The following is a 23,126-nucleotide window of genomic DNA, read 5'->3' on the forward strand; positions in this document are numbered from 1 at the left end:
TTAACCCATATATAAAGTGTATACTTTTCCAGCTTTTTTGAAAACAACTGATTCATTAGTTATTTTGATAACTTCAAACTTATCTACAATGTTTCCTTTTGCAATTTTAGATGTTTTTCCTGATTTAATATTTTTAATTACAGCTATTAATTCACCTTTAATACCCATTATAGAATCTATAGCTATTAAATCAGAAATATCCTGCTCTTGCTCCATTTTAACAAAACCTTTTTGATTTAAAGCAAGTTGTTTTTCAGCTTCTTTTTTAGCTTCTTCATTTTGTCTTCTATCTAAGAAATCTGCCATAAAAGCTATTTCCTCTGGTAAAACACCATTATTTTCTTTTTTAACTAAAAGAGCCAAATCATAATGATCTCCCTCAGGATCTTCTAAAATAGCATTAATTAAACTATCAATTATCTCCTGCTTTTTAGCCTCGACCCTAGCCTCTTCTTCTTCCTTCAACCTTTGAGCATCCATTTCTTTTTGAAGTGCCTCAGCCCTTCTTTTTTCAGTTTCTGCTTCCATTCTTTTCTTTAAAGTTTTTGCTTCTAGCTCTAATCTAGCAGCTTCTTTTTTAGCCTTTAATTCATCTAAAGAAAGTTGAAGTTTTTCTTGTTCTGATTTTAATTTAATAAGAGCATTTTTTCTTTCAATTTCTGTCATGATAGAGAAAAGATCATCTGTTTCTTGGAATTCTCCTCCATCGAAGATGTCTTCTATTAGCATTTCTTCTGCAACAACCTCTGTATCACCATAGTCATCAAAAGTATCTTGTGAATAAGATATTTTTGCCATAGACAATACCAATAATAATGAAAACAAACTAGTCTTTACCATAGATCTCTCCTTTATATTTCCACTTCTTTCCGTTCATACTCCATTCAATTGAAGTAACTACCATTCCTCCAAAACTATCTAGGAACGGAGAAAACGTTGAAAATTTTTCTTTTGATGTAATTTCAAAACTTACAAACTTATATGTTTTTTCTTGAATACTTTTACCTTCTCCAAAAGAGAATGTTTTGCTTCCTTGCTTAACAATACTTGATATTTTGTTTTCTTGGAAGAAATCTTTTAATGACTTTTCAATATATTTAACATTTTCTCTTGGCTCTGAAACTAGTTTTTTAACTTTATCAAATTTTAAAACACCACTAGCTGAACCATTCTTACTAACTGTTAAACTCACATCTGAAGGAATATATCCCTCTTCCTGTGCTCTAAATACATACTCTTCTTTGCTAAGACCTCTTTTTCTCCAATCTATTCTAGCTCCATCTTTACTACAGCTAATACCGGAGAAACCCCAGCCAGCAAAAGGCAAATAAACGGATTTTAGCGTTGAGAAACAAACCTTATAAATTTCTTCTGGATCATAAGCATTTTTCCAAGGCTTTGCTTCGTCTATTTTCTTTTGTATCTTTCTTTTTTCTTCTTCTTCTCTAATCTTTTTTTGCTTTGCTAATCTTTGTCTTTGCTTAACAACTAATTCTTGAGCTGCCTGTCTTTTGTTCTCCATATATTGATTTTTAAATTTAAACATAGAAAAAACAACCACCATGGATATGAATAAAAATATTATAAAGCTATAAGTTTTTTGATCTGATAATGACTTGATTTTTGCTAAAGAAAAATCGTCTATCATTGTTTTTAATTCAGCACCTATATCAGCATCTGAAACATTCCAAGAAGGAGGCGCAACCTTATATCCCCAATCAGGAACTGATAACATTGTTTCAAAAGCTAACCTAGCTTCTGACTCACTTTTATAAAGAATATCCTCTTCTGGTAGAATCATGTCATTTCGAATAACAAGCATCCACCAACCTTCAGGAACTTCAAATACACAAAGAGCGCTACCTTTGTCAGAATATCTACTTGCTACAAATGGTGCCGCAGCTGACATTCCTTCTTTATACCCATCCTGAGATGACATAAGACCATATTGAGCGACCCCAACTTCTTTAACGCAATAAAGATCATATTTGTTATCTTGTAAAACTTTTGAAACAGCTTTTATTTCTTTAAGCTTATTTTCTTCATCGTTAAATGGTTGCCAGAAGATACCAACCGCATATTTTTTTCTATCTACAGTTATGTAACTTTTTGTACTAGCACCAGATCTTTTTGCTTTTTTCACGGGAGCTGTTGGCTTAGCAATTGAAACGTCTTTACTTTCGCCTTTAGAAGTTTTCTTTTCATCCTTTTCTGCGTTAGACGAGCTTGAAGAGCCACCCTTGTTCTCAGATGGCTTTTGATTTATAAATTCTTTTATTTTATCTATAAAATTTATCACTCTCTCTCCAATTTTAAATTTTATTATCTTAAGAAACTACCCTCTAGAGCTCTGTTATTAGGATGCAATGGTGAATTTATCACTTGTGGAGTAATTAATACAACCAACACATCTCTTTCCACGTTGCTAACCCTTGAACCTCCGGCAGCTATGAAATTAGGATCTCCAAGACCTGTGTTTGTGTTCTCATTCTTAACTTTTTCAAAGCCCGTAAGAACTACTGTTTGACCAGATCTAAGGACTAATTCTTGAAGGAAACTTCTTTCTTCAATTGTTGGAAGTTGGATATTTGTGATAGATTGATCATCTTCACAGTCAACCTCTGTAGTACCGTCAGCTGCATAGCAGGTATCGTCGTTTTCTTCACTACCAGTTGATGAAACAGTATCAAGAGATATTAACTCTGTATAAGAAAGGTTAAACATCATTAACAATCTACCATTATCCAAAATATTTGGAAGCAATTGAATTGAGAAACCCTCTTCTATTTCATCAGTTTGAACTTCTGTTTCAGAACCACTTTCAGTACTTACAACTTTAATTTCACTAACATACTTATATTTTTTTAAGTTATTAAATGGAACTACTTTATTATTAATAGTTGTTAAAACAGCACTTGTTAATAGAGATGTTCTTCCCTGCTTTGATATTGCAGCTACTACAGCATCTATATTAGGACTATTAACTTTATGACCGTCTCCTGCTTTATCTGTATTTCCTATCATATATTGTATACCAGAACCATTTGAAACTGCACCAGTACCACTAATACCTTTGAAATTAAGATCCTTATGAAGCAATTGGAAATTAATCCCCATAGAGTCTCCATCATTTAAAGACACTTGCATAATTTTAACAGCGACAACAACTTGTCTAGAAAATCTTTCATTTTGAATTCTAATGAACTGACCTATTTTTTTGATAACATCTGGAGATGAAGTAACAGATATTGTACCTGTTGATTTCGAAATTGTTATAGAACTCTTATCATCTTCTTCTGTTTTAATAATATCGTTAAGACCTTGCTCAACCTCAGTCCAAGCATCAAAAGTTGAAGAAGAAGAAACTGAGCCTCCCCCACTAGATGCAGATACTGACGTGCTGAAATCTGATGATGTTGATAAAGCATATAACGCAAATATTTTTGTCTTTCTTTTATAAAGTACTATTTCGTTACCTGTATATTCCCAATAGACACCTATTTCGTTTGAAATAAGATTTAATAGACCACTTAAAGAACCTGTATAAGAAAGTTGAAAATTTTCACCTTTTAAACTCTCGTCAACAGAGTCCAACCTAACTTTTAAACCTGTAAGATAATATAACTTATTAGCAAATGAAAATATATCTAATTCCTCTTTAGAAGAGAATGTTATTCCATAATCCCCCTCTAACTCTTTAGGAAGAGGTTTTCCAGAAGACAAGATAACACTTTCATCACCTAAGAAAAGCTCATCAGTTTCAGAAACTGTATCAACCTCTATTGCCTCACTAGGAAGCTTAGACTCTTCAATCCTTTCTTTTATCTCTTCAAAAGAATGATCCACGTTTTCCATGATATGCTCTTTAACTTTTTCACCATAACAACCTGTCAAAGAAACAGAAGCCAATAAAAGTATTGCTAATAACTTTACCCTACTAATTTTAACCATTATCATCTCCCAATGTTTTTATAACTAAAACCTTATTCCCCAAATAGAATTTTGCATATGGAGGTGGAAAAGCTTTTGAAAAGCTTTTTATTAAAGCAGATGTAACATCCTTATACCTACCTCTAAATATAGCTGACGCCCTTAAAGGATATTCTCTATCCGTTTGCCACAAAATCTCCCAACCAGTTTCCTCTGACCACTCTTCAAGAACCTCCCTTAAAGTAAGACCTTCTTTTGCAACCCAATTTTGAATTTGAGTTTCATAATTAACCATTTCTTGAGTTTCATCACCTTCAGCCTCTACAACCTCAACCTCAGGATTTATATAACCTTTTATATGATCGAATTTATTGCCTTGATCCCCACCAAAAGGAGATGAAACAGATAAAACTCTCATACCATCATCTTCAGCCATTTCATTATTTCCTAATGGCATAGCAGCTCCCTTAGAAGTTGCTTTATCAGAGAATACCGACGCTGGAAGCTCTGAAACTAAATCTGCCCCACCTGAAAAAGAGCCCAAATCTATACCAGCTGGGATTACCGATTTTTCTGCTGTACCGAAATTTTCATTAAAAGAACTCATTTGAACGTCTGCAGTATTAATTTCTGCCCAACTGGGAGCATTAACTACACTACCAGATTCTGCAAACGAATAATCCGCCCTTGACGGCGTGGCCATTAAAACTACTAATAAGCTTAAGGCTTTTTTAATATTTGATAAACTCATGGTTTCCCCTCTCTTTAGCTTTTAGTATAACTAATTTTCAAAAACTTTTCAAGAAACTTTTTTATTATTGTATCAAAAAAATGGAAACATTGCAAACGAAATAAAAATACATTTTTCTTGTTTTCTTTTTTTGTTTTACTTATAATGCAATTGCAAGAAAAGGATTGATAAATGAGCAAGATTATAAATGGAAAAGAGATAGCTGAAAACATATTAAAAGAACTTAAAGAAGAAGTTAAGGCTGCAGAGACTCAAATAAGCAAATCACCCCAACTTTCTATAATATTAGTTGGAGATAATTCTGAAAGCAAAATTTATGTAAAAAACAAAATTGCCAGAGCCAAAGACGTTGGCATAGAAGCAAGTTTTTATGAACTACCTGAAGATTGTTCAGAAGGCGATTTAGAATTTTTAATAGATAGTTTAAATACCGACGAAGATGTTAATGGAATTATAGTTCAACTACCATTGCCAAAACATCTAAACGAAGATAAAATTTTAAATAAAATCACCCCTGAAAAAGATGTGGATGGATTCACCGATACTAATCAAGATGCTTTATTTAAAGGAAGTTCTGACTTCATATTCCCTGCAACTCCATTAGCTGTTATAGAACTTATTAACAGATTTGATAACGATATAAATGGAAAGAAAAGTTGCGTTATTGGAAAGTCAAAAATTGTCGGGAAACCTCTGGCAAAAATGTTGGAAAACCTTGGTGCGGATGTAACTACTATAGATAGAGACACTAAAAACCCTGAAGACATTTCATCAAGTGCTGACTTATTAATAGTTGCTGCTGGAAGCAAACATTTAGTTAAAGAGAACTGGGTAAAAGAAGACGCATTAATAATTGACATTGGTATTACAAAAGATAACGATGGAAAGATTTATGGAGATGTAGATTTCGATAATGTTGTTGATAAAGCTAGAGCTATCACACCCGTTCCTGGAGGCGTAGGACCTATGACAATTGCAATGCTTCTTACAAATACTGTCAAAGCATTTGAAAAACAAAATAAACTTATTTAATTTTGGAGAATATTATGAATATTTATATACTGATCTTTATATCTTTGATTACTGCTTATGTAATTGGATCAATACCTTTTGGTATAGTAATAAACAAATTATTTAATGGACCAGATTTAAAGACTATTGGATCTGGAAGTACTGGAACAACAAATGTATATAGGGCTTCCGGCGCCGTTGCTGCCTTATTAACACTTCTGCTGGATTCATTTAAAGCTGTAATCGCAATATTAGTTGTTAGATTTTTAATTTCTGGAGATGCTGTTGCAAATTTAGGACTAGAAACCAATCTTGCAGACTTCATGATTTCATTTGTAGCCGGCTTTACAGCATTAATAGGGCATTGCTTTTCACCGTTTCTTAGATTTAAAGGGGGAAAGGCAGTAGCCACTTCTGCGGGATTAATATTTTATTTAAATCCTAAAACTGCATTAATAGCCTTACTTGCTTGGATAATCTTATTTTCATGGAAAAGATATGTATCTTTAGCCAGCATATCAGCTGCATTTGCATATCCTTTGATATTATCTTTCATGGACACTTCAATGATAACTTGTGAAAAAATATATTCTTTTATTTTACTAGCAATATTTATATTAGTAAGACACAAAGATAATGTTAAAAGATTGATAAATGGGAATGAAAATAAAATATCATTTTCTAAAAAGAAATAATTAATAATTAAAATGGATAAAATTGAAAAAATAAATTCCTTAAGACTAATTAATACCCCTCAAATTGGAGGAGTAAATTTCAGACGCCTTATTAATAAATATGGAAATGCAAATGAAGCGATTAAAGCTGTTAAGGTACTCTGGGAACGAAAGGGGCTTGAAGTTTGTAGTGTAGATTTTGCCGAAGCTGAAATTAAAAAAGCTGATGAAAAAGGGATTAGAATTTTATTCTGGAAAGAAAGTGATTTCCCTAAAAAATTTTTAGAAATAGCTGATTTACCTCCCATTATATATGTTCTTGGAAATGTCAGGGCTCTATCAAACAAATCTATTGCAATGGTTGGATCTAGAAATGCATCTGTTAATAGTAGAAATCTAACTTTTAACATATCAAAAGAACTATCTGAAAAAAATATTACCGTAGTTTCTGGACTAGCCTTAGGAATTGATACAGCTGCGCATGAAGGTGCATTAGCTGGAGGTGGAAGCTTTCCAACTGTAGCTGTTTTAGCCGGAGGAGTAGATGTTATATACCCACTTAGAAATAAAGATATATATAAATCAATTATTGAAAATGGTGGTGCTATAGTTTCTGAAAACCTAATTAATGCAAAACCTATTGCTGCGAATTTTCCAAGAAGGAATAAATTAATTTCTGGATTAGCCTGTTCTGTTTGCGTAATGGAAGCTAATGAAAAATCTGGGTCTTTAATAACTGCTAAATATGCTCAGAAACAAAAGAAAAGTATTTTTGCTGTACCTGCAAACCCATTAAACCCTCAAGCTAATGGAACTAATATGCTGTTGAAGAGTGGAGCTAACATGCTTATGTCTGCAAGCGATATTTTAGAAAATATAAATAATGAAATGTCTAGCGATCTATTTGATAGCATAAATGAAGACTCCTTGTCTTTTGAAGATGAACTAGAGGTGGATAAATTGGAAGATAAAAATATTGAGAATGAAATTCTTTCTATGCTTTCTGAAAATCCAATATCACTTCATGAAATTATTGAAAAATCATCTTTAAATAAAAAAGATATAATTTCACACCTACTTTTGCTGGAATTAGATGGCAAAATTATATCTGAAAATTCTAATATGTATTCTAGAGTTTTTTAAACTATTTAAACAGAATTTGATTATATATAGATGCTATTGAAATGCAGGCCGTCTCTGCTCTAAGAATTAGAGAACCCAGATCTATGGACTTAACATTATATTTTTCAAAAAGTTCAAATTCCTGTTTTGAAAAACCTCCCTCTGGACCAACTATAAATATATTTTCACTTTTGAAGTTTATTTCTGTATTTAATAAATTAGATCCTTTACCAGCCCTCTCATCTAGCGCATATATTTCAACATTATCTTTTTTAGATTGGCCTCTTAGAAATTCCTCCAACTTTATAACGTCTGAAATTTCTGGAACTGAAATTCTTTCACACTGTTCACAAGCCTCTTTTGAAATAGCTTGCATCTTATCTTTTCTTATATGCTTGCTATAAGTATGTTCCGTTATGATTGGAGTTAATTTAGAAGCACCTAATTCTGTAAGCTTTTCAATTAGTATAGAAAGCCTATGTGGTTTTATTAAAGAAAAAGCAATGTGTAAATTTGTTTGCAATTCTTCTGATAAGTCTTTTACTTTTTTAACTGGAAGTAATGAGCAACTCTTTTTGGTTAACTGAGAAATCTCTGCAACAAACTCTCCTGATATAGAATTGAAAATATTTATTTTATCACCTATAGATTTTCTCATAACATTCTTTAGATAATGAGTTGTTTTGCTATCTAACTCTATAATTTTATCTTTAGAAATTAACTCTTCTACACATATTCTTATTTGCATTTTTATGATTCCATTTCTTCAACTTTTGTGATATAATATATTCATGATATATAAAAATTTTAATATTAAAACATTTTTTTTAAGTATAGTTGCTCTATCATCCTTTGTGATAGGTATTATTTCTTTTGAGGAAGCTAAGGAAAAAGAGATCTATAGATTTGAAAAAGTCGATATCAACAATGTTAAGGACTTCCCAATAGAAGATGTTGAGAAAAAGATTTCTAAATTCATTGGTATGAATATGGAAGATATAGATATTGAATATCTTAAAGAAGATTTATTAAACCTTGGTTGGGTTAAGAATGTATCTGTTAGAAAAAAGTTTCCAGATCAAATTATAATGACGTTTATAGAAAAAGTTCCTTTCGCAGTTTGGAAAAGAAATGGTAAATTCTTGTTTATTGAGGAAGATGGGTCTGTAATAAATTATCCTATAAAATTTTCTCACACCGATTTTATACTTGTTGAAAATAGAATCCCTCCTTCTAACTTAAAAGAATTCTTTTCAATTCTTGATCAAAGCAAATATATAAAAGAAAAAGTTCTTTCAATTAAAAAAATATCTAATAGAAGATATGATATAAAACTTAAAAGCTTTGATAACACAATACTTATAAAACTTCCTGAAGAAGAGGTTTTAAGCACCTTAAAAAGGCTTGAAAAAATGGATGTTGAAAGAGATTTTTTAAAAAGAAATGTTAATGAAATAGATGCAAGAAATTCTGATTGGATAATTAGGTAATAGAATGATTTATTATGGGAAGAAAAAAAACGAAACATCTTCTAATCTTATTTCTGGAATAGAAATAGGAACTTCTACCATATCATGTTTTGTTGGAGATTTTGACGAAGAAAAAAAGACTAGTGCAATATTAGGATTTGGTCAAAATAAAAATCTTGGAATGGATAGAAATAGAATTACAGATATAAAGAAATTTAAGAATTCTATCCAATCAGCTATTAAAAAGGCAGAAGATGAATCAGGAACTAAAATAGAAGAAGCTTTTATCACCTCTAGTTTATTAAAACCTAAAACAAAATTAGTTAATGTTTTAAGCGAAATAACCTTTGGAAAAAAAGTTTCTAACTATGATTTAAATCATGCTTTTAGAAAAATTGATCTATCTAGTTTTGAGAATGATGAAAATAAAATACTTCATATAATACCTGTTGAATATAGGCTTGACGGGAATGAAATTAAAGGTTCTCCAATTGGTTTGTATGGTAGTCAACTTCAGATAAAATATAACATTGTTTACACAAATAGATTTGCATTACAAAATATCAACAACCTTATTAAGGGATGCATGATTGATGTTAAGGCAATTACAACATCTGCATATTCATCGGGCCTAGCTTGTATGGAAAGTATAAATCATTCTGTTGGAAACTATATTGTTCTAGACATAGGAGCTTCAAATGTATCTATTGCAATGTTTTCTAAAGATTTATTACTCCACTTAGTTCAATTACCTCTTGGTAGTGAATATATAACTATTGATATTGCCAAGGTTTTGAACACTGATAAAAAAGAGGCTGAGAGAATTAAAAATCTATATGGTTCTGTCGAAATATCTGAGAATGACTTTACAAATAATGTAAACATTACATCTTTAACAGATACAAATCAAAAAGAGATTTCAACAGTATCTAAAGGTGATATTTGTAATATCATAAGACCTAGAGTTGAAGAAATCTTTAACTATGTTAGAACTTATTTAGAAAGCAGGCATGCTCTTGCCCCTATAAGTAAAATACTTATGACTGGCGGCGGTGCAAATTTAAATGGCATGAAGGATTTAGCTGAAGAAATATTAGGCAAACCTGTTTCTAAAATTGCTTATAATAAGTTTTCAACTCCTATAGAAGAATTGTCGGATCCTATGTTTGCTTCTTTATTCGGATTGATAGAATATAAAAGCATTCATGAATATGAATTAGAAAAGAAAGAAAGTCTTAAATCTAAGATTTTAGCAAAAGTTAAAAAGTGGATTGACGATAACTTTTAACTTTGGAGGTTTTAATATGTTCAAAAAAAGAAAACAAAAAATTCAAATATCTCCTTCTATATTTGCGGCAGATACTTTAAATCTTGAAAAAGAAATAAAACTAATAAACAAAACCTCTTGTGAAATGATTCATGTTGATATAATGGATGGAATATTTGTCCCAAACGTATCTTTACCATTGAGCATAATAGATGTACTAAACAAGAAATCAAATAAAATTTTAGATGTTCATCTTATGGTTAAAAAGCCAATTGATTTTATCAACAATATATCTAAAAAATTTAAAAAAGGAATTATAACAATTCATCTTGAAGCTGAAAAACCATTAGAAGCTTTGGAACTAATAAAGAAGTTAAAATTCAAAGCTGGAGTAGTTATTAAACCCGAAACTTCTTTTAAAAAAATGGATAAATTCTTAAAGGAAAACCATGAGCTAATTGATAATGTTTTGGTTATGGGTGTTACCCCTGGTTTTTCTGGTCAAAAATTTAAAAAAGAAACGATAAATACCGTTAAAAATATTAGGAATATATTAGATGAATTAAAATCTAAAATAACTATAGAAGTTGATGGTGGAGTGAATGATAAAAACATGAAATCTTTAAAAGATGCCGGAGCTAATATACTTGTTGCTGGCAGCTATATCTTTTCATCAAAAGACTATGAAAAATCAATAAAAGAATTGAGATAAATTTTATTTAGAAAATATTAATATTCTGATTATATCAGAAAAATCTTTAATTGTTTCTTCTAATTTAAAACCGTTATTTGAGAAAATCTCTTCGATATCAGATTCTTGCCCCCCTCCGATCTCAAGATATATTTTTCCAGTCGAATCCGATAACAAATCCAGATCCTTTATAACTTTAGCTATATCTCTATAGCAGTTCAACCCATCATTACCACCATCCAATGCAAACATAGGATCATACTTTTTAACTTCCAATTGAAGATCTTTTACATCTCCAGATTTTATATAAGGAGGGTTTGAAATTATCAAATCAAACTTTTGATCTTTATCAAAATCCTTATCTGAAAGATAATTCCAAGATTTATTTTTCAACAAAAATCTATCAGAAACTTTTAATAAATTTGAATTTTTGTTAGCAATCTTAACAGCCTTTTTAGAGATATCAAAACCCAAGCCTTTTGCATTTTTGAAGTGTTTTAATAGTGATAACATTATACATCCACTACCAACTCCAAACTCTAATATTGAAAGAGGTTTTTTCTTATCATTTTTTGAGACTATATCATCTACTAAAATTTCAGTTTCAGATCTTGGATCTAGAACATTTTTTGTAGTTATAAATTCAGAATTATAAAATTCCTTTCTGCCTATAATTTTATATAGAGGAATTCCTCTCAATCTCTTTTTAAGAAATATATTTAATTTTATTTTTTGAAGAATAGAAAGCTTCTTTTTTCCAAATAAAAATAATTCATTTTCTTTTATACCCAAAATATAAGATAGAATAATTTTACTTTCTAAAGAAGCCTCTTCTTTTGATATAGGCGATAACTTTTCTGCTATTTTTTTTTGCAAGCTTTTAATTGTCTTTGTCATATTTTTGTGCTATACTTTTCTTATATTAATTGAATATATAATATAGGTTTTATTATGAAAAACAAGATAAATTCACACTTTAAGATTGTTGTTACTATATGTACAGCCTGCGCTACTATGGTGTTTTTAAAGTTTGCCTTAGCTCAAAGCGAAACTCAAAAATCTATCTACAGAGAAGAAACTAAAATATCTGAGGAGATAGATAATTATGAAGCTATGGAAGAAAAATATAAGCTGGAAATAGAAAAAAAGCAGAAAATAATTAATACTGCTCAAAGCAAAATGAAAAAGCTTAGAACTGATATATTTGAAACAGTTCAAGAAATTCACATAATCAAACAAAATGTTAGAGAGCTTTTCAATAGTAAGAAAAATACATACGAAGGACTAACTACTTTATCAGCTATAAATAGTAAAATTATACCTGAAGTACTTATATCTCCTGTAGGATATCAAAAGGAAGGCACTATAGTTACTGAAAATGGAATTAAAAAGAATGTTGTTAGACCTTGGGGACAAGTCGCTATAAATAGATTTGGCGGACTTATTAGCGTTGACTCTGTAGGAGACAATTTCAAACATAAATATTTTAGAATAACGTATTCTGGATTACCTAACTATATATGTGAGGCCTTAATTTTATCTCGTTGGGAAGACAGCTATATTGGTAGCGCATGGGTTGGTGTTAATGGACATTACTTTTCTTGGGAAGAAGAATTTCAAGAAAACAGCTTGCCTATAAATCAACAAAAAGCCAAGGAAATTTGCAGAGGTGGTGGATACTTCCAAATAGGATTTGAATAGATTGAGATAATTAAATACCCTCATTAAAAGTGAGGGTATTTTTTACATAACTCAGAAACTAAATCTTTACTTTCTTTTATTAATTTATCATCTAAGCTTTCTTTGCTTTTAGCTTTTATTAACCTAGATATTATATTTGCTATTAAAACCATATCTTCCTCTTTAAATCCCCTTGTTGTACAAGCTGGAGTTCCCAATCTAATACCATTAGGGTTCATAGGAGATTTGTCACCAAATACTGAATTTTTATTACAGATAATACCAACCTCTGTTAGCAAATCTTCCATTTCAGATCCTGAAACCCCATAGCTTTTTAGATCGACCAAACAGATATGATTATCAGATCTATCTGATACAAGATTTACATCTTCTTCTTTTAACTTATCACAAAATGCTTTGTTATTTAAAATAACTTGCTTTGAATATTCTTTAAATTCTGGTTGTAGCGCCTCATAGAATGAAACCGCTTTTCCAGCTATTATGTGTTCCAGCGGACCCCCTTGGCAACCTGGGAAAATAGCCTTATCTATGAACTTGGCAATAGACTCATCATTAGATAATATCATTCCACCTCTAGGACCTCTTAGCGTCTTATGAGTAGTTGTTGAAACTATATCAGCGTATTTACATGGATTTTCTAATTGCTTTCCTGCAACTAGCCCAGCAAAATGAGCCATATCCACAAACAACAATATTTCCTTATCTAATTTTTGTAATGAATTAATTTTATTTCTAATTCTTTTATAATCTATATCCCTTGTGTAGGCAGATCCACCCAGAATAACAACAAAACCTTTTTTAACATCTTTTGGAAGAGATGAATAATCTTCTATTTCTTTTTCTATAAAATCATAATCTATTAAGAAGCTTTCATCCAAACCATAATTATATGATTTGAACCATTTTCCTGATATAGTTGGTCTTGCACCATGAGTTAAATGCCCTCCTGCATCTAGAGACATTCCCAATACTTTTAAATCTTGAGGTTTGCATTTAAAATATTCACAACATGCAAATAATACTGCTAGATTTGCAGAGGCTCCAGAATGAGGTTGTACATTTGCGAATTTACATTCAAATAATTCCTTAGCTCTTTCTATAGCAAGAGCTTCAATTTTATCTATTTCACCACAACCTGCATAATATCTTTTTGAAGGATAACCTTCTGCATATTTATTTGTTAATATAGAACCACAAGCTTCCTGAACTTGCTTAGAAACAATGTTTTCCGAAGCTATCATCTCTATAACATTTTCCTGTCGAATCTGCTCTTTTTCTATTAAATCGAATATAATTTGGTCTTTTTTATAACTCATACTTAGCACCTCACTTAAACTACATAAAATTATGCGGGTCAATGTCTATCTTTAATTTTATTGAATTAGGTATCTTTAAACTAGAAGTCCAGTTTATTATTAATTGCTGAATATTCAACCTTTTTTCTGTTTTTATTAAAAATCTTTTTCTATGATTTCCTTTTATAAAAGCAATAGGAGCATCAACTGGGCCTAATATCATATATTTACTATCTGAAGATCTTGGTATTTCCCTTGCAAGTTGATTTGCGAAAACATCTAAGGCACCCTGATCTTTTGAAGTAAGGATAACTGCTGCTAGCCTACCAAATGGAGGCATAGATAGAAGCTTCCTTTCTGATACTTCTAAATTAAGGAACTCTTCTCTATCATTTTTAAGCAGGGCTTGCATGACTTTATTTTCCGGCTGAAAAGTCTGTATTACGACTTCCCCTGATTTTTCACCTCTTCCGGCTCTTCCGGAAACCTGGCTAAGTAATGCAAATGTTTTTTCACCAGCTCTTATATCAGCACCTGTTAACCCCATGTCTCCATCCACAACTATAACTAAAGTTAAATTAGGAAAGTGATGACCTTTTGCAAAAATTTGCGTACCTATTATTATGTCGATATTTCCCTTTTCTATTTCCTCTATAGTTTCGTAAAGTTTTTTAGTTGTATTTAGAGTGTCTGAAGATAATATAGCAACCTTTTTAGTTGGGTATCTATTAGCAACTTCTTCTGCTAACCTTTCTATGCCAATACCATATAATGTGAAACTATCTTTTGCCTCACATTCTGAGCAAACATTTCTTATTCTTGAAAAATATCCACAATGATGACATTTCAACATTGGATTTTCTTTTCCGTGAGCCGTTAAATGCACATCGCAATTAGGGCATTTTTCTTTATGACCACAATCCTTACATATAGCTAAAGGAGCATAACCTCTTCTATTAAGAAATAACATAATCTGTTCATTTCTTCTTAACTTATCTTCTATCTTTTTTATTGAACTAGGAGATAAATAGCTATTGCCCCACTCTTCCTTAATGGGCTTATCAGATCTTAAATCACAAAGACTTATATCCGGCATTATAGCCTTACCAAATCTTGAATGAAGTTTTACCTCCTTAAATTTACCTGTTTGAACGTTAGCTATTGTCTCTAGAGATGGCGTTGCTGAAGCTAAGACTATTGGAATACTTTCGAATTTAGCTCTTACTACAGCCATATCCCTTCCGTGATAAACAACATTTTCTTCTTGTTTAAATGATCCATCATGCTCTTCATCGACTATAATTAGAGATAATTTGTGAAAAGGTAAAAACAATGCGGACCTTGTGCCAACTACAACTTTAGCTTCTCCACCTGCTATTGCTAGCCAATTCTTTTTTCTTTGGGATGGTGTTAATGAAGAATGCCAAAGAACTGGCTTGCAACCAAATCTTTTATTAAATTTCTTTAAAAACTGTCCCGTTAGAGAGATTTCTGGCAACATTATTAATGTTTGGTTTTCACTATTTTTTGATAGAATTTCATCTATAACCTTAAAATAAACTTCCGTCTTTCCTGAACCTGTAACACCATCTAAAAGGATGGGAGAAAAACCATTCTTTGCTTCTTCACATATAAATTTAACCGCTGAATCCTGACTTTCATTAAGAGTGAATTCCTTATCATAACTTATATTTTGGATCTCGGGTTTTATATCTTCAAACTTGATATCAAAACAGCCTGCCTTCTCCATTTCTTTTACAACTTGAGTTGAGGCTCCTGTTTTTTGAGATAGTTCCGATATAGTATAATAAAGACCTTCACCTTCAGTTTCAAATAAATCTATCACGGACCTTCTTGAATTAGTCATTCTAAATCCCTGCGGAATCCCAGATTTTGCAAATCCATAAAACCTTTCTTGCTTAGCTTCTTCAAATACCTCCTTAACGGGTATAGACATTTTAAACACATTTCCTATTTTTGAAACAGTGTAATTAGAAACCCAAGATATAAAGTCTAAAAATTGTTTGGAAAAAGTTGGTAACTTATCAAACACCCTTTCAACTTCTTTCATTTTCTTTTCGGGTAAATTATCAACTGCAGCTGATAGGACTATGCCAAACTCTTTTTTGTTTCTAAGTGGTACTTGAACCAAACTACCTTCTTGCAAATCTGAAATATGAATAGGCAAAAGATAATCATAACCTTTTTCCAGATTCAAAGGTAGTAGTATATTTTTTGATTTTCTATTGAATATTTCCATTTTAAAGAAGAACCTTTTTATCTTTTTAATCACGGTGATTTATGATATAATATAACATCTTTTATTAAAATAAAAGGAGGAAATTATGAAATTCAAAAAATTGATTTTATCAATGTTTGTTGCAATAATATTTTTGAATATTAGCAATAGACCTGCTCGTTCAGATTATGAAGAAGAAAAAGAAATAGCGAATGGAATTGCTTCTATATTTTTACAAACTGAAGATCCAGATGAAATTGAATTCGGCAGAGAAAAAATATCTCCTAGAGGTGGAAAATTTCAACTTAATGTTAATAAATCATTATGGGATGAACCAGACTCTGAACTTAAATTAGAATATATTCAAAATGAAGATAGGGAAAATGAAAAGCCTCATGTTGATTTAAACTGGGAATAAATTATTTATTCACAACCATTCTGTTTTGCTAATTTAAATTTCGTTAATCTATTTCTTAATTCTTGAGTATTCGACTTTGAAATTATCAGTTTATATGAATTACAAAACTCAGAATTGTTATAGCTATATTTTATTGATGCTTGATTTGAATTTTCTGTTATAAAATTATTTAAATGTTTTTTATAATACTTCCCATATAAACTTTTATACATATTTATTAGCTTAATATCTTGGGATTTAAAGAAGTTTTCAAAAAAGGTTATATATACCAACTCTTCTTTTGAAAAATCACAATTTCTTATAGCAAATAGTAAATTATCCTTCAGAACCCTTGTCTTAATCAACTCTTCTTCTGATGAAGTTAGACAATGAATTTCTGAAGCAGATGAAACAGAATAAAAAAATAAATTTAAAGGAATAATTATTAAAGAAATTTTCTTATAAATTAATTTACTTAAAATCATCTTATACATTCCCCTCCGTTGTTTTAATATATGCTATATAAAAATTTATTAAAAGTAAAGCCGCTTTTGGTTATTGTCTTGATTTTTCCTTTCTTATTTTGTATTGTTTATTGAAATTAAAACTAACTATTAGAGGTGCTATTATGAAAATGGATGCTGGAAGACTTAACAAAGGCAATATCATAGAATTTGAAGGTGCTCAATACTCTGTGTTGAAAACTTATACTATAAAACCTGGTAAAGGTGGTGCATTTATTCAAGTGGAAATGAGAAATGTTAAAACTGGAATAAAAAAAGAAACTAGATTTAGAACTAACGAAAGTGTTGAAAAACTTATGAATGAAAGTAAGCAATGTCAATACCTATTCTCTGAAGGGGATGATCTAGTCTTAATGGACAACAACACTTATGAACAATTTAATCTAGCTAAAGATGTTTTAGGAGGCTCACTTCCTTTATTAGAAGATGGTATGCAAGTTCATGTTCAATTCATTGAAGGAAATCCAATTGGTATTGAACTACCTAAATCTGTTGTTTGTGAAATTGAGGAAACAGAAGCTGTTGTTAAAGGTCAAACTGCTGCCAGTTCAAACAAACCTGCTACATTGACTAATGGATTGAGAGTTATGGTCCCTCCATTTATTGATGCTGGTGAAAAGATTGTTGTTAATACTGAAGATCTTACTTATATAGAAAGAGCTAAGTAATTCTTTTTATATTAAGATAGAGAAAATAAAACCTCCCAATTGGGAGGTTATTTTTATTTAATCCTTCTTTGCTTCTCTCTTTATTTCCACATATCTATTAGATGGATTGTTTTTTTCAGATATATATATTTCTTTATCTAATTTTATATCTTTATTTGATGAATTATTATTTACAACATCTATTGCTGCCTGAGCTCTATCGTTTGCTAATTTCTGATTATTAGGAGTTTTTCCACCATCAGCAGCTCCCGTTATAATATAATAACCCGAAGGAAGATTTTGTAAATTTGTTAAATTCATATCTCCAGCCTTAATTTTTGTAGCTCCTGAAGCGAAATGGATTTTTATAAACTGACCAACCTTCATTTCCGACACTGATTTTGGGGAGCCACTTCCCATCTCTTCAACGTTAAATTTATAATTTTCTATTTCTTCAAGAGAATAGTTAACGATTGTTTTTCCCATAGTTTTATCAACACTGAATTTGCCTAGTTTATTATCATCTTCGATTCCCCATTTTTTAAACTTTTCTTTAACAGCTTCCGTTGGATTGGATTTTTCTGTCTGGATTGATTTCTCTTTTCCAATAGTTAATCCATTAGATTTTAATTTGTCAGAAATCTCTTTACCTTCTTTTGATAGAGTTTGTTCTTTTGAAGTTGAAATTTCAAATTTCCCCTTATATTTTCCATCTTTAGATTCATATAAAACCTTTCCATCTTTTTCTATTAATGGAGTTTTTGGTTCAGGACATAACTTTCTTAAATATCTGGCTACCCAATAAACATTCCCATCTTTCGATGTTGTCCATTTCTTATCGACAGGACTATGTGGGTCTTTAGCATTAAGCCTATAAGATAGAACTCCTGAACCTCCAGCTGCTAATAAATCTTCACACGTTTTAGGTTCTTCAGTTTTAGCTTCTAACCCCTCTTGCCCTATAGCTAGCTTACAGGCTGTTTTGTGTTGTAACCAATATCTACCTTTTTTCTTACACTTAACTAAATTAACAGACTTCATGCCCCTCATTGCCTTATTAGACTCTCCAGTAGTAACTATAACACCTGTACCTACTGCAGTTAGAGCTGTTGCTGCTATAGTGACACCCTTATTATTTTTATATTTCTTTTCTGCTCTACCTAACTTTCTACTATAATTTTCATATTGAGATTTCAGGAATGCTAAATCCGAAGAAATTTCTTCATTATCATTATTTAACTTTGTTGAAATGTACTCTAAATCTTTTTGATCAGATCTCTCGCATTCATCATCGTAAGAATTTACAAACGCAGATAATTCACTTAATCTTGATATATGATCCTCAATTTCGTCTTTACTACTAGCAGAGGAAATATCTCCATTCTCACTTAGAATGGAATTAAAATTGCTTCTTGTTACTTCTGCTAATGCAAATGTTTGTAAAGAAAAAATGCAGCTTATTGTTGTTAATATTATTTTTTTCATTATCTATCTTCCTTTAACGAATATAAATTATATTGGGTAATCCATATTAAGATCTTTCATTAATTCTTCTTCGAACTGTTGATTTTGTTCGAATATATCTTTATCTAAATTTTTAGAGTTATCTTTACTTGTTTCTTCCTTAGACTTTCTTTTACCTGAAAATAGTCCTTTTTTCTCCTTAGGATCTTTTACTTTTGAAGTTTTCTCTTTTTTCTCTTCTGGAGCTTTAGTCTTTTGAGAAGCTTTTGAAGTCTTAGAAGACTTATTAGTATACTTCTTTTTACACATAGTTTGAAGCATTGAAGATGTTACATCTTTTCCATTCCATTTAGAAAGAATGCCATTTTCATCCCATTCTGCATGAGCTGTGCTTAATAATCTATCACATTTAGGTTTCTTCTTATTTCTATAATCTGAGCTACATAAACATTTTTTAATTGCAATATTTTTTGTTACTGAAATTGTTGCCCAAGTAGTTGCTGCTACAGCAGTAGTTCCAGAAATTATAGCTGTAGCTTGCATAGTTTTTGCTTTTTTATCCATGTCTTTGTAATCTTTTTTCACATCTGCAACTTCTTTTTTATACCAAAGAATTTCTTGAAGATTTGAAATAGTGTTATTAATAGACATTAAAGCTTCTGACCTTTGATCTGTGCAGTAAAAAACTTCTGCCGCCTCTTTACATATATGCTCTTCTTCTGAAAATACAAAATTCACGCCACAAGAACATTGTCCGTTAATCCAAGTTCCTGCTCCATTAGCTTCACATAAAGCCTGTCTTGTTTGACATTTACTTGAAGGGATAACATCGCTCCATACTAAACCAACGTTAACACAAGCTTCTTCTGTTCCACAATATATTGGAGTTTCCGCAGAACAAACATGCTCTGTATCTTCTTGTTCTACACCATTAACGTTCTTTGGAAAACACATTCCATAGATAGTTTTACCCTGTGGATTAACCCATTCTGTAATAGTTTCCGTTGGATTACTTGAGTCGTTTGGATTTGTCTTTGTCCACTTTGTTTGCCAAAGACCACCTTGAGCCTCACAATCTTGCTGAGTATAACAGTAAAGAAGTGCATCTCCACAACCCATTTGTTTTTTCTCAACCTCATTGGTGAAAACATTTGTTGCAGAAACTCTACTTCTTGCGTAAGAGTTTGTTCTTTTACCTCTAGAATAAGATGTGCTTGCCATAGATAGCAACATCATTACAGATAATGATACATATAAAACTTTTTTCATTTCTAAATATCCCTTCTTATAAGAATGATATATTTTAACATATTTTTCAATACCTTGCAAATAATTTAAACAACTGAGATTTAACAAATAAAAAACCCCTCAAATTAGAGGGGATTTTATAGAAATAACTATTTACATTATTCTGCTGAAGCTTCTTCAGTAGCTTCTGCTGCTGGAGCTTCTTCAGCTGGAGCTTCTTCAGCGATCGGAGCTGAAATTGTAGCAACAGTGAATTTGTCAGCACTTGAAAGTTTAACACCTGCAGGAAGTTTAATATCTCCACAGTGAAGACTTTCTGCAACGTTAAGGTCTTTAATGTCAACAACGATTTCTGAAGGTATTTTAGATGCAGCACATACTACTTCCAATTCTCTTCTAACGATGTTTAATACACCACCAGCTTTAACGCCTGCACAAGTGTCAGCATTTTCGAATTTAACTGGAACCGCAATCTTAACTTCTTTGTTTAAGTCGATTCTTAAGAAGTCAACGTGCATTGGAGCATCTGTTGTTTTTCCAAATTGGATGTCGTGACAGAATGCTAATTCTTTTTCCCCGCCTTCTACTTCGATTTCGAATTGCCTAGTTTTAAAACCTGGAACTTTCCATTCTTTTTCTAGATCTCTTGGGTCCATTTGAATCAATACTGGAGCTTTTTTGTTTCCATAGATTACACCTGGAAGCATTTTGTTAGCTCTAATAGATTTAACGATCCCCTTACCGCCATTTTCTCTAGCTTGTACTTTTAATGTTGATTTATTTGCCATTTTATTATTCCTTATATAATTTTTTATCAAGTGTTAGAATTAGAGGGAGGCCTCCAAGGGTGTCCGCCCTCTAATATAGTTTCTAACAATTATTTTTTAGATTTAGCTTCTTCTAAAGCAACGCCTAAGATATCACCTAATACAGCACCTGTTTCAGATGAACCATATTTTTCCATAGCTTTTCTTTCTTCGTCAGCTTCTAAAGCTTTAACAGATAGTTTGATTTTACCTGTTTTCTTTTCTACTGAAACAACCTTAGCATCGATTTTTTCACCTTCTGCGAAACGATCAGTTCTTTGTTCGCTTCTTTCTTTTGAAAGGTCGATCTTTTTGATTGTAGCTTCAGTACCTTCAACTTCAACAGTTAATTCTTTTTCATCAATTGCTTTGATTACACAAGTAACTGTAGCGCCTTTTCTTAATCCTTCAACTGAAGAACTTGCTTTAGACTCGTCCATTTGTTTAATACCTAAAGAAATTCTTTGGTTTTCTAAATCTATATCTAGGATTTTAGCTTCTATTTCTTGATCTTTAGAGAAGTCTTTGATTGCTTCTTCGCCAGATTTTTCCCAAGAAATATCAGATAAGTGAACCATACCAGTTAGGTCATCACCAAGGTCAACGAATATACCGAATTCAGTAACGTTTTTGATTTTACCTTTGATAACATCGCCAACTTTATTTGAATCGCCATATTTAGCCCATGGGTTTTCACTACATTGTTTTAGACCTAAAGAAATTCTTCTTTTAACTTCGTCAATTTCTAGAACTAGAACTTCAACTTCATCACCAATAGAAACTACTTTTGATGGGTGAATATTTTTGTTAGTCCAGCTTAATTCTGATGAGTGGATAAGACCTTCAACACCAGTTTCAAGTTCGATGAATGCACCGTAATCAGCCAAGTTAGTTACTTTACCTTTTACTTTGTTACCTGCTTTAATATCAGATGACATAGCTTCCCAAGGATCTTTTTCTAATTGTTTCATACCTAGAGATACTTTTTGAGATTCTTCATCATAGCTAATTACTTTAACTTTGATGTTTTGACCTAGAGAAAGTACTTCTGATGGGTTGAATATTCTTTTCCATGAAATATCTGTAACGTGAAGAAGACCGTCAACACCACCTAAGTCTACGAATACACCGTAGTCTGTGATATTTTTAACAACACCATCTAATACATCACCAACTTTAATAGTTTTGATAATTTCAGCTCTTTGTTTTGTTCTTTCTTCTTCTAAGATAGCTCTGTGTGAAACGATGATGTTAGATCTAACTCTATCCATTTTAAGAACTAGAACGTCTAATTCTTTACCAACCATAGCATTTAAATCTTTAACTGGAACGATATCGATTTGAGAACCTGGCATAAATGCGATTAAGCCGTCAACATCAACTGAGAAACCACCTTTAATTCTATCAAGAAGTCTACCTTTAATAATAGTACCTTCTTCTTGGATTTTTTCTAGTTTAACCCAAACTTCTTCTCTTCTAGCTTTTTCTCTAGAAAGAACGATTGAACCATCTCTTGTTTCATATCTATCTACGAATACATCTACTAGATCGCCAACTTTAATTTCGTCATTTCCGAATTCTCTTTTAGAGATTTTACCTTCTGATTTAAGACCTGCGTCTACAACAACACAGTCTTCATCTGTTGAAACTACAACACCTTTTACTACAGCACCTTGTACTTTAGCATTTTTTTGATCGTCAAATAGAGATTCAAAGTTTTCAGCATTGAAGTCATTTTCATTGATTTCTGGTAAATTGAAATCAAATACATTTTTTTTAACCATTGATTAATTCTTCCGAATTTGGCCAGACCTCCAAGCGCTTTTGGTAAGAAAATTTATTGATTACCAGCACTTCTTTCCAAAACATTTTTAATGTTTTTTCAGAGCG

Annotated in this window: 22 protein-coding genes; 9 read left to right on the forward strand and 13 right to left on the reverse strand. The window is 31.3% G+C overall.

Features of this window, described 5'->3' with window-relative positions; genetic code table 11:
- From N4A44_02065 to N4A44_02080, 4 genes are read right to left on the reverse strand one after another with little or no spacing between them, the layout of a single operon-like run.
- Complete coding sequence (locus N4A44_02065; GenBank protein MCT4552428.1) at positions 1-840, reverse strand: hypothetical protein; 840 nt, start codon at positions 838-840, stop codon at positions 1-3.
- Complete coding sequence (pilO2, locus tag N4A44_02070; GenBank protein ID MCT4552429.1) at positions 827-2,299, reverse strand: type 4b pilus protein PilO2; 1,473 nt, start codon at positions 2,297-2,299, stop codon at positions 827-829. Before pilO2 ends, N4A44_02065 begins: the two co-directional genes overlap by 14 nt.
- Positions 2,300-2,322: 23 nt before the next feature.
- Complete coding sequence (locus tag N4A44_02075) at positions 2,323-3,951, reverse strand: hypothetical protein (GenBank protein ID MCT4552430.1); 1,629 nt, start codon at positions 3,949-3,951, stop codon at positions 2,323-2,325.
- Entirely contained in the window at positions 3,944-4,681 is a 738-nt protein-coding gene (locus N4A44_02080; GenBank protein MCT4552431.1) for a toxin co-regulated pilus biosynthesis Q family protein, read from the reverse strand. Before N4A44_02080 ends, N4A44_02075 begins: the two co-directional genes overlap by 8 nt.
- Before the next feature lie 171 nt (positions 4,682-4,852).
- Between N4A44_02080 and N4A44_02085 the strand changes: the two genes are divergently transcribed.
- The 3 genes from N4A44_02085 to dprA are packed head-to-tail and all read left to right on the forward strand — an operon-like array spanning position 4,853 to position 7,509.
- Positions 4,853-5,713: a bifunctional 5,10-methylenetetrahydrofolate dehydrogenase/5,10-methenyltetrahydrofolate cyclohydrolase gene (locus tag N4A44_02085; protein ID MCT4552432.1), complete on the forward strand. Its 861-nt coding sequence runs from the start codon at positions 4,853-4,855 to the stop codon at positions 5,711-5,713.
- A gap of 14 nt (positions 5,714-5,727) precedes the next feature.
- Positions 5,728-6,387: a glycerol-3-phosphate 1-O-acyltransferase PlsY gene (plsY, locus tag N4A44_02090; GenBank protein MCT4552433.1), complete on the forward strand. Its 660-nt coding sequence runs from the start codon at positions 5,728-5,730 to the stop codon at positions 6,385-6,387.
- 12 nt (positions 6,388-6,399) lie between these two features.
- Positions 6,400-7,509, forward strand: a complete 1,110-nt coding sequence (gene dprA / locus N4A44_02095; protein MCT4552434.1) for a DNA-processing protein DprA — start codon at positions 6,400-6,402, stop codon at positions 7,507-7,509.
- Between the two features lies 1 nt (position 7,510).
- On the opposite strand, the gene N4A44_02100 is transcribed toward dprA, so the two are convergent.
- Entirely contained in the window at positions 7,511-8,236 is a 726-nt protein-coding gene (locus N4A44_02100; protein MCT4552435.1) for a 16S rRNA (uracil(1498)-N(3))-methyltransferase, read from the reverse strand.
- A gap of 43 nt (positions 8,237-8,279) precedes the next feature.
- Between N4A44_02100 and N4A44_02105 the strand changes: the two genes are divergently transcribed.
- From N4A44_02105 to rpe, 3 genes are read left to right on the forward strand one after another with little or no spacing between them, the layout of a single operon-like run.
- A complete protein-coding gene (locus N4A44_02105; protein MCT4552436.1) occupies positions 8,280-8,978 on the forward strand; it encodes an FtsQ-type POTRA domain-containing protein in 699 nt (232 codons plus the stop codon).
- Between the two features lie 4 nt (positions 8,979-8,982).
- Complete coding sequence (gene ftsA, locus N4A44_02110; GenBank protein ID MCT4552437.1) at positions 8,983-10,245, forward strand: cell division protein FtsA; 1,263 nt, start codon at positions 8,983-8,985, stop codon at positions 10,243-10,245.
- 16 nt (positions 10,246-10,261) lie between these two features.
- Positions 10,262-10,936, forward strand: a complete 675-nt coding sequence (rpe, locus tag N4A44_02115; GenBank protein ID MCT4552438.1) for a ribulose-phosphate 3-epimerase — start codon at positions 10,262-10,264, stop codon at positions 10,934-10,936.
- A 3-nt stretch (positions 10,937-10,939) separates the two neighbouring features.
- Here the strand turns inward: rpe and prmC are convergent, their stop codons facing one another.
- Entirely contained in the window at positions 10,940-11,812 is an 873-nt protein-coding gene (gene prmC, locus N4A44_02120; protein MCT4552439.1) for a peptide chain release factor N(5)-glutamine methyltransferase, read from the reverse strand.
- A gap of 54 nt (positions 11,813-11,866) precedes the next feature.
- On the opposite strand from prmC, the gene N4A44_02125 reads away from it, so the two are divergent.
- The gene (locus N4A44_02125) at positions 11,867-12,616 is read left to right on the forward strand and encodes a hypothetical protein (GenBank protein MCT4552440.1); all 750 of its coding nucleotides are present in this window, start codon (positions 11,867-11,869) and stop codon (positions 12,614-12,616) included.
- 23 nt (positions 12,617-12,639) lie between these two features.
- Here the strand turns inward: N4A44_02125 and N4A44_02130 are convergent, their stop codons facing one another.
- Positions 12,640-13,932, reverse strand: coding sequence for a serine hydroxymethyltransferase (locus N4A44_02130; GenBank protein MCT4552441.1), 1,293 nt, complete (start codon positions 13,930-13,932; stop codon positions 12,640-12,642).
- A gap of 19 nt (positions 13,933-13,951) precedes the next feature.
- Positions 13,952-16,171 (reverse strand): primosomal protein N', encoded by a 2,220-nt coding sequence (priA, locus tag N4A44_02135; protein MCT4552442.1) that lies wholly within the window; start codon positions 16,169-16,171, stop codon positions 13,952-13,954.
- An 85-nt stretch (positions 16,172-16,256) separates the two neighbouring features.
- On the opposite strand from priA, the gene N4A44_02140 reads away from it, so the two are divergent.
- The gene (locus tag N4A44_02140) at positions 16,257-16,568 is read left to right on the forward strand and encodes a hypothetical protein (GenBank protein MCT4552443.1); all 312 of its coding nucleotides are present in this window, start codon (positions 16,257-16,259) and stop codon (positions 16,566-16,568) included.
- A 5-nt stretch (positions 16,569-16,573) separates the two neighbouring features.
- Here N4A44_02140 and N4A44_02145 read toward each other — a convergent pair whose 3' ends face one another.
- Positions 16,574-17,032 (reverse strand): hypothetical protein, encoded by a 459-nt coding sequence (locus tag N4A44_02145; GenBank protein MCT4552444.1) that lies wholly within the window; start codon positions 17,030-17,032, stop codon positions 16,574-16,576.
- 143 nt (positions 17,033-17,175) lie between these two features.
- Here N4A44_02145 and efp point away from each other — a divergent pair, with 143 nt between their 5' ends.
- The gene (efp, locus tag N4A44_02150; GenBank protein MCT4552445.1) at positions 17,176-17,739 is read left to right on the forward strand and encodes an elongation factor P; all 564 of its coding nucleotides are present in this window, start codon (positions 17,176-17,178) and stop codon (positions 17,737-17,739) included.
- A 57-nt stretch (positions 17,740-17,796) separates the two neighbouring features.
- Here efp and N4A44_02155 read toward each other — a convergent pair whose 3' ends face one another.
- From N4A44_02155 to N4A44_02170, 4 genes are all read right to left on the reverse strand, one after another.
- Positions 17,797-19,203, reverse strand: a complete 1,407-nt coding sequence (locus tag N4A44_02155; protein MCT4552446.1) for a hypothetical protein — start codon at positions 19,201-19,203, stop codon at positions 17,797-17,799.
- Between the two features lie 27 nt (positions 19,204-19,230).
- The gene (locus tag N4A44_02160; protein MCT4552447.1) at positions 19,231-20,451 is read right to left on the reverse strand and encodes a hypothetical protein; all 1,221 of its coding nucleotides are present in this window, start codon (positions 20,449-20,451) and stop codon (positions 19,231-19,233) included.
- Positions 20,452-20,588: 137 nt separating this feature from the next.
- Positions 20,589-21,218 carry a 50S ribosomal protein L25/general stress protein Ctc gene (locus N4A44_02165; protein MCT4552448.1) on the reverse strand — a complete coding sequence of 210 codons (630 nt, stop codon included), beginning with the start codon at positions 21,216-21,218 and terminating at the stop codon, positions 20,589-20,591.
- Between the two features lie 89 nt (positions 21,219-21,307).
- Positions 21,308-23,020: a 30S ribosomal protein S1 gene (locus N4A44_02170; GenBank protein MCT4552449.1), complete on the reverse strand. Its 1,713-nt coding sequence runs from the start codon at positions 23,018-23,020 to the stop codon at positions 21,308-21,310.
- Between the last annotated feature and the right edge of the window lie 106 nt (positions 23,021-23,126).

It is taken from the genome of Alphaproteobacteria bacterium (assembly GCA_025210155.1).
Lineage (GTDB): Bacteria > Pseudomonadota > Alphaproteobacteria > Rs-D84 > CASDRH01 > JAOASE01.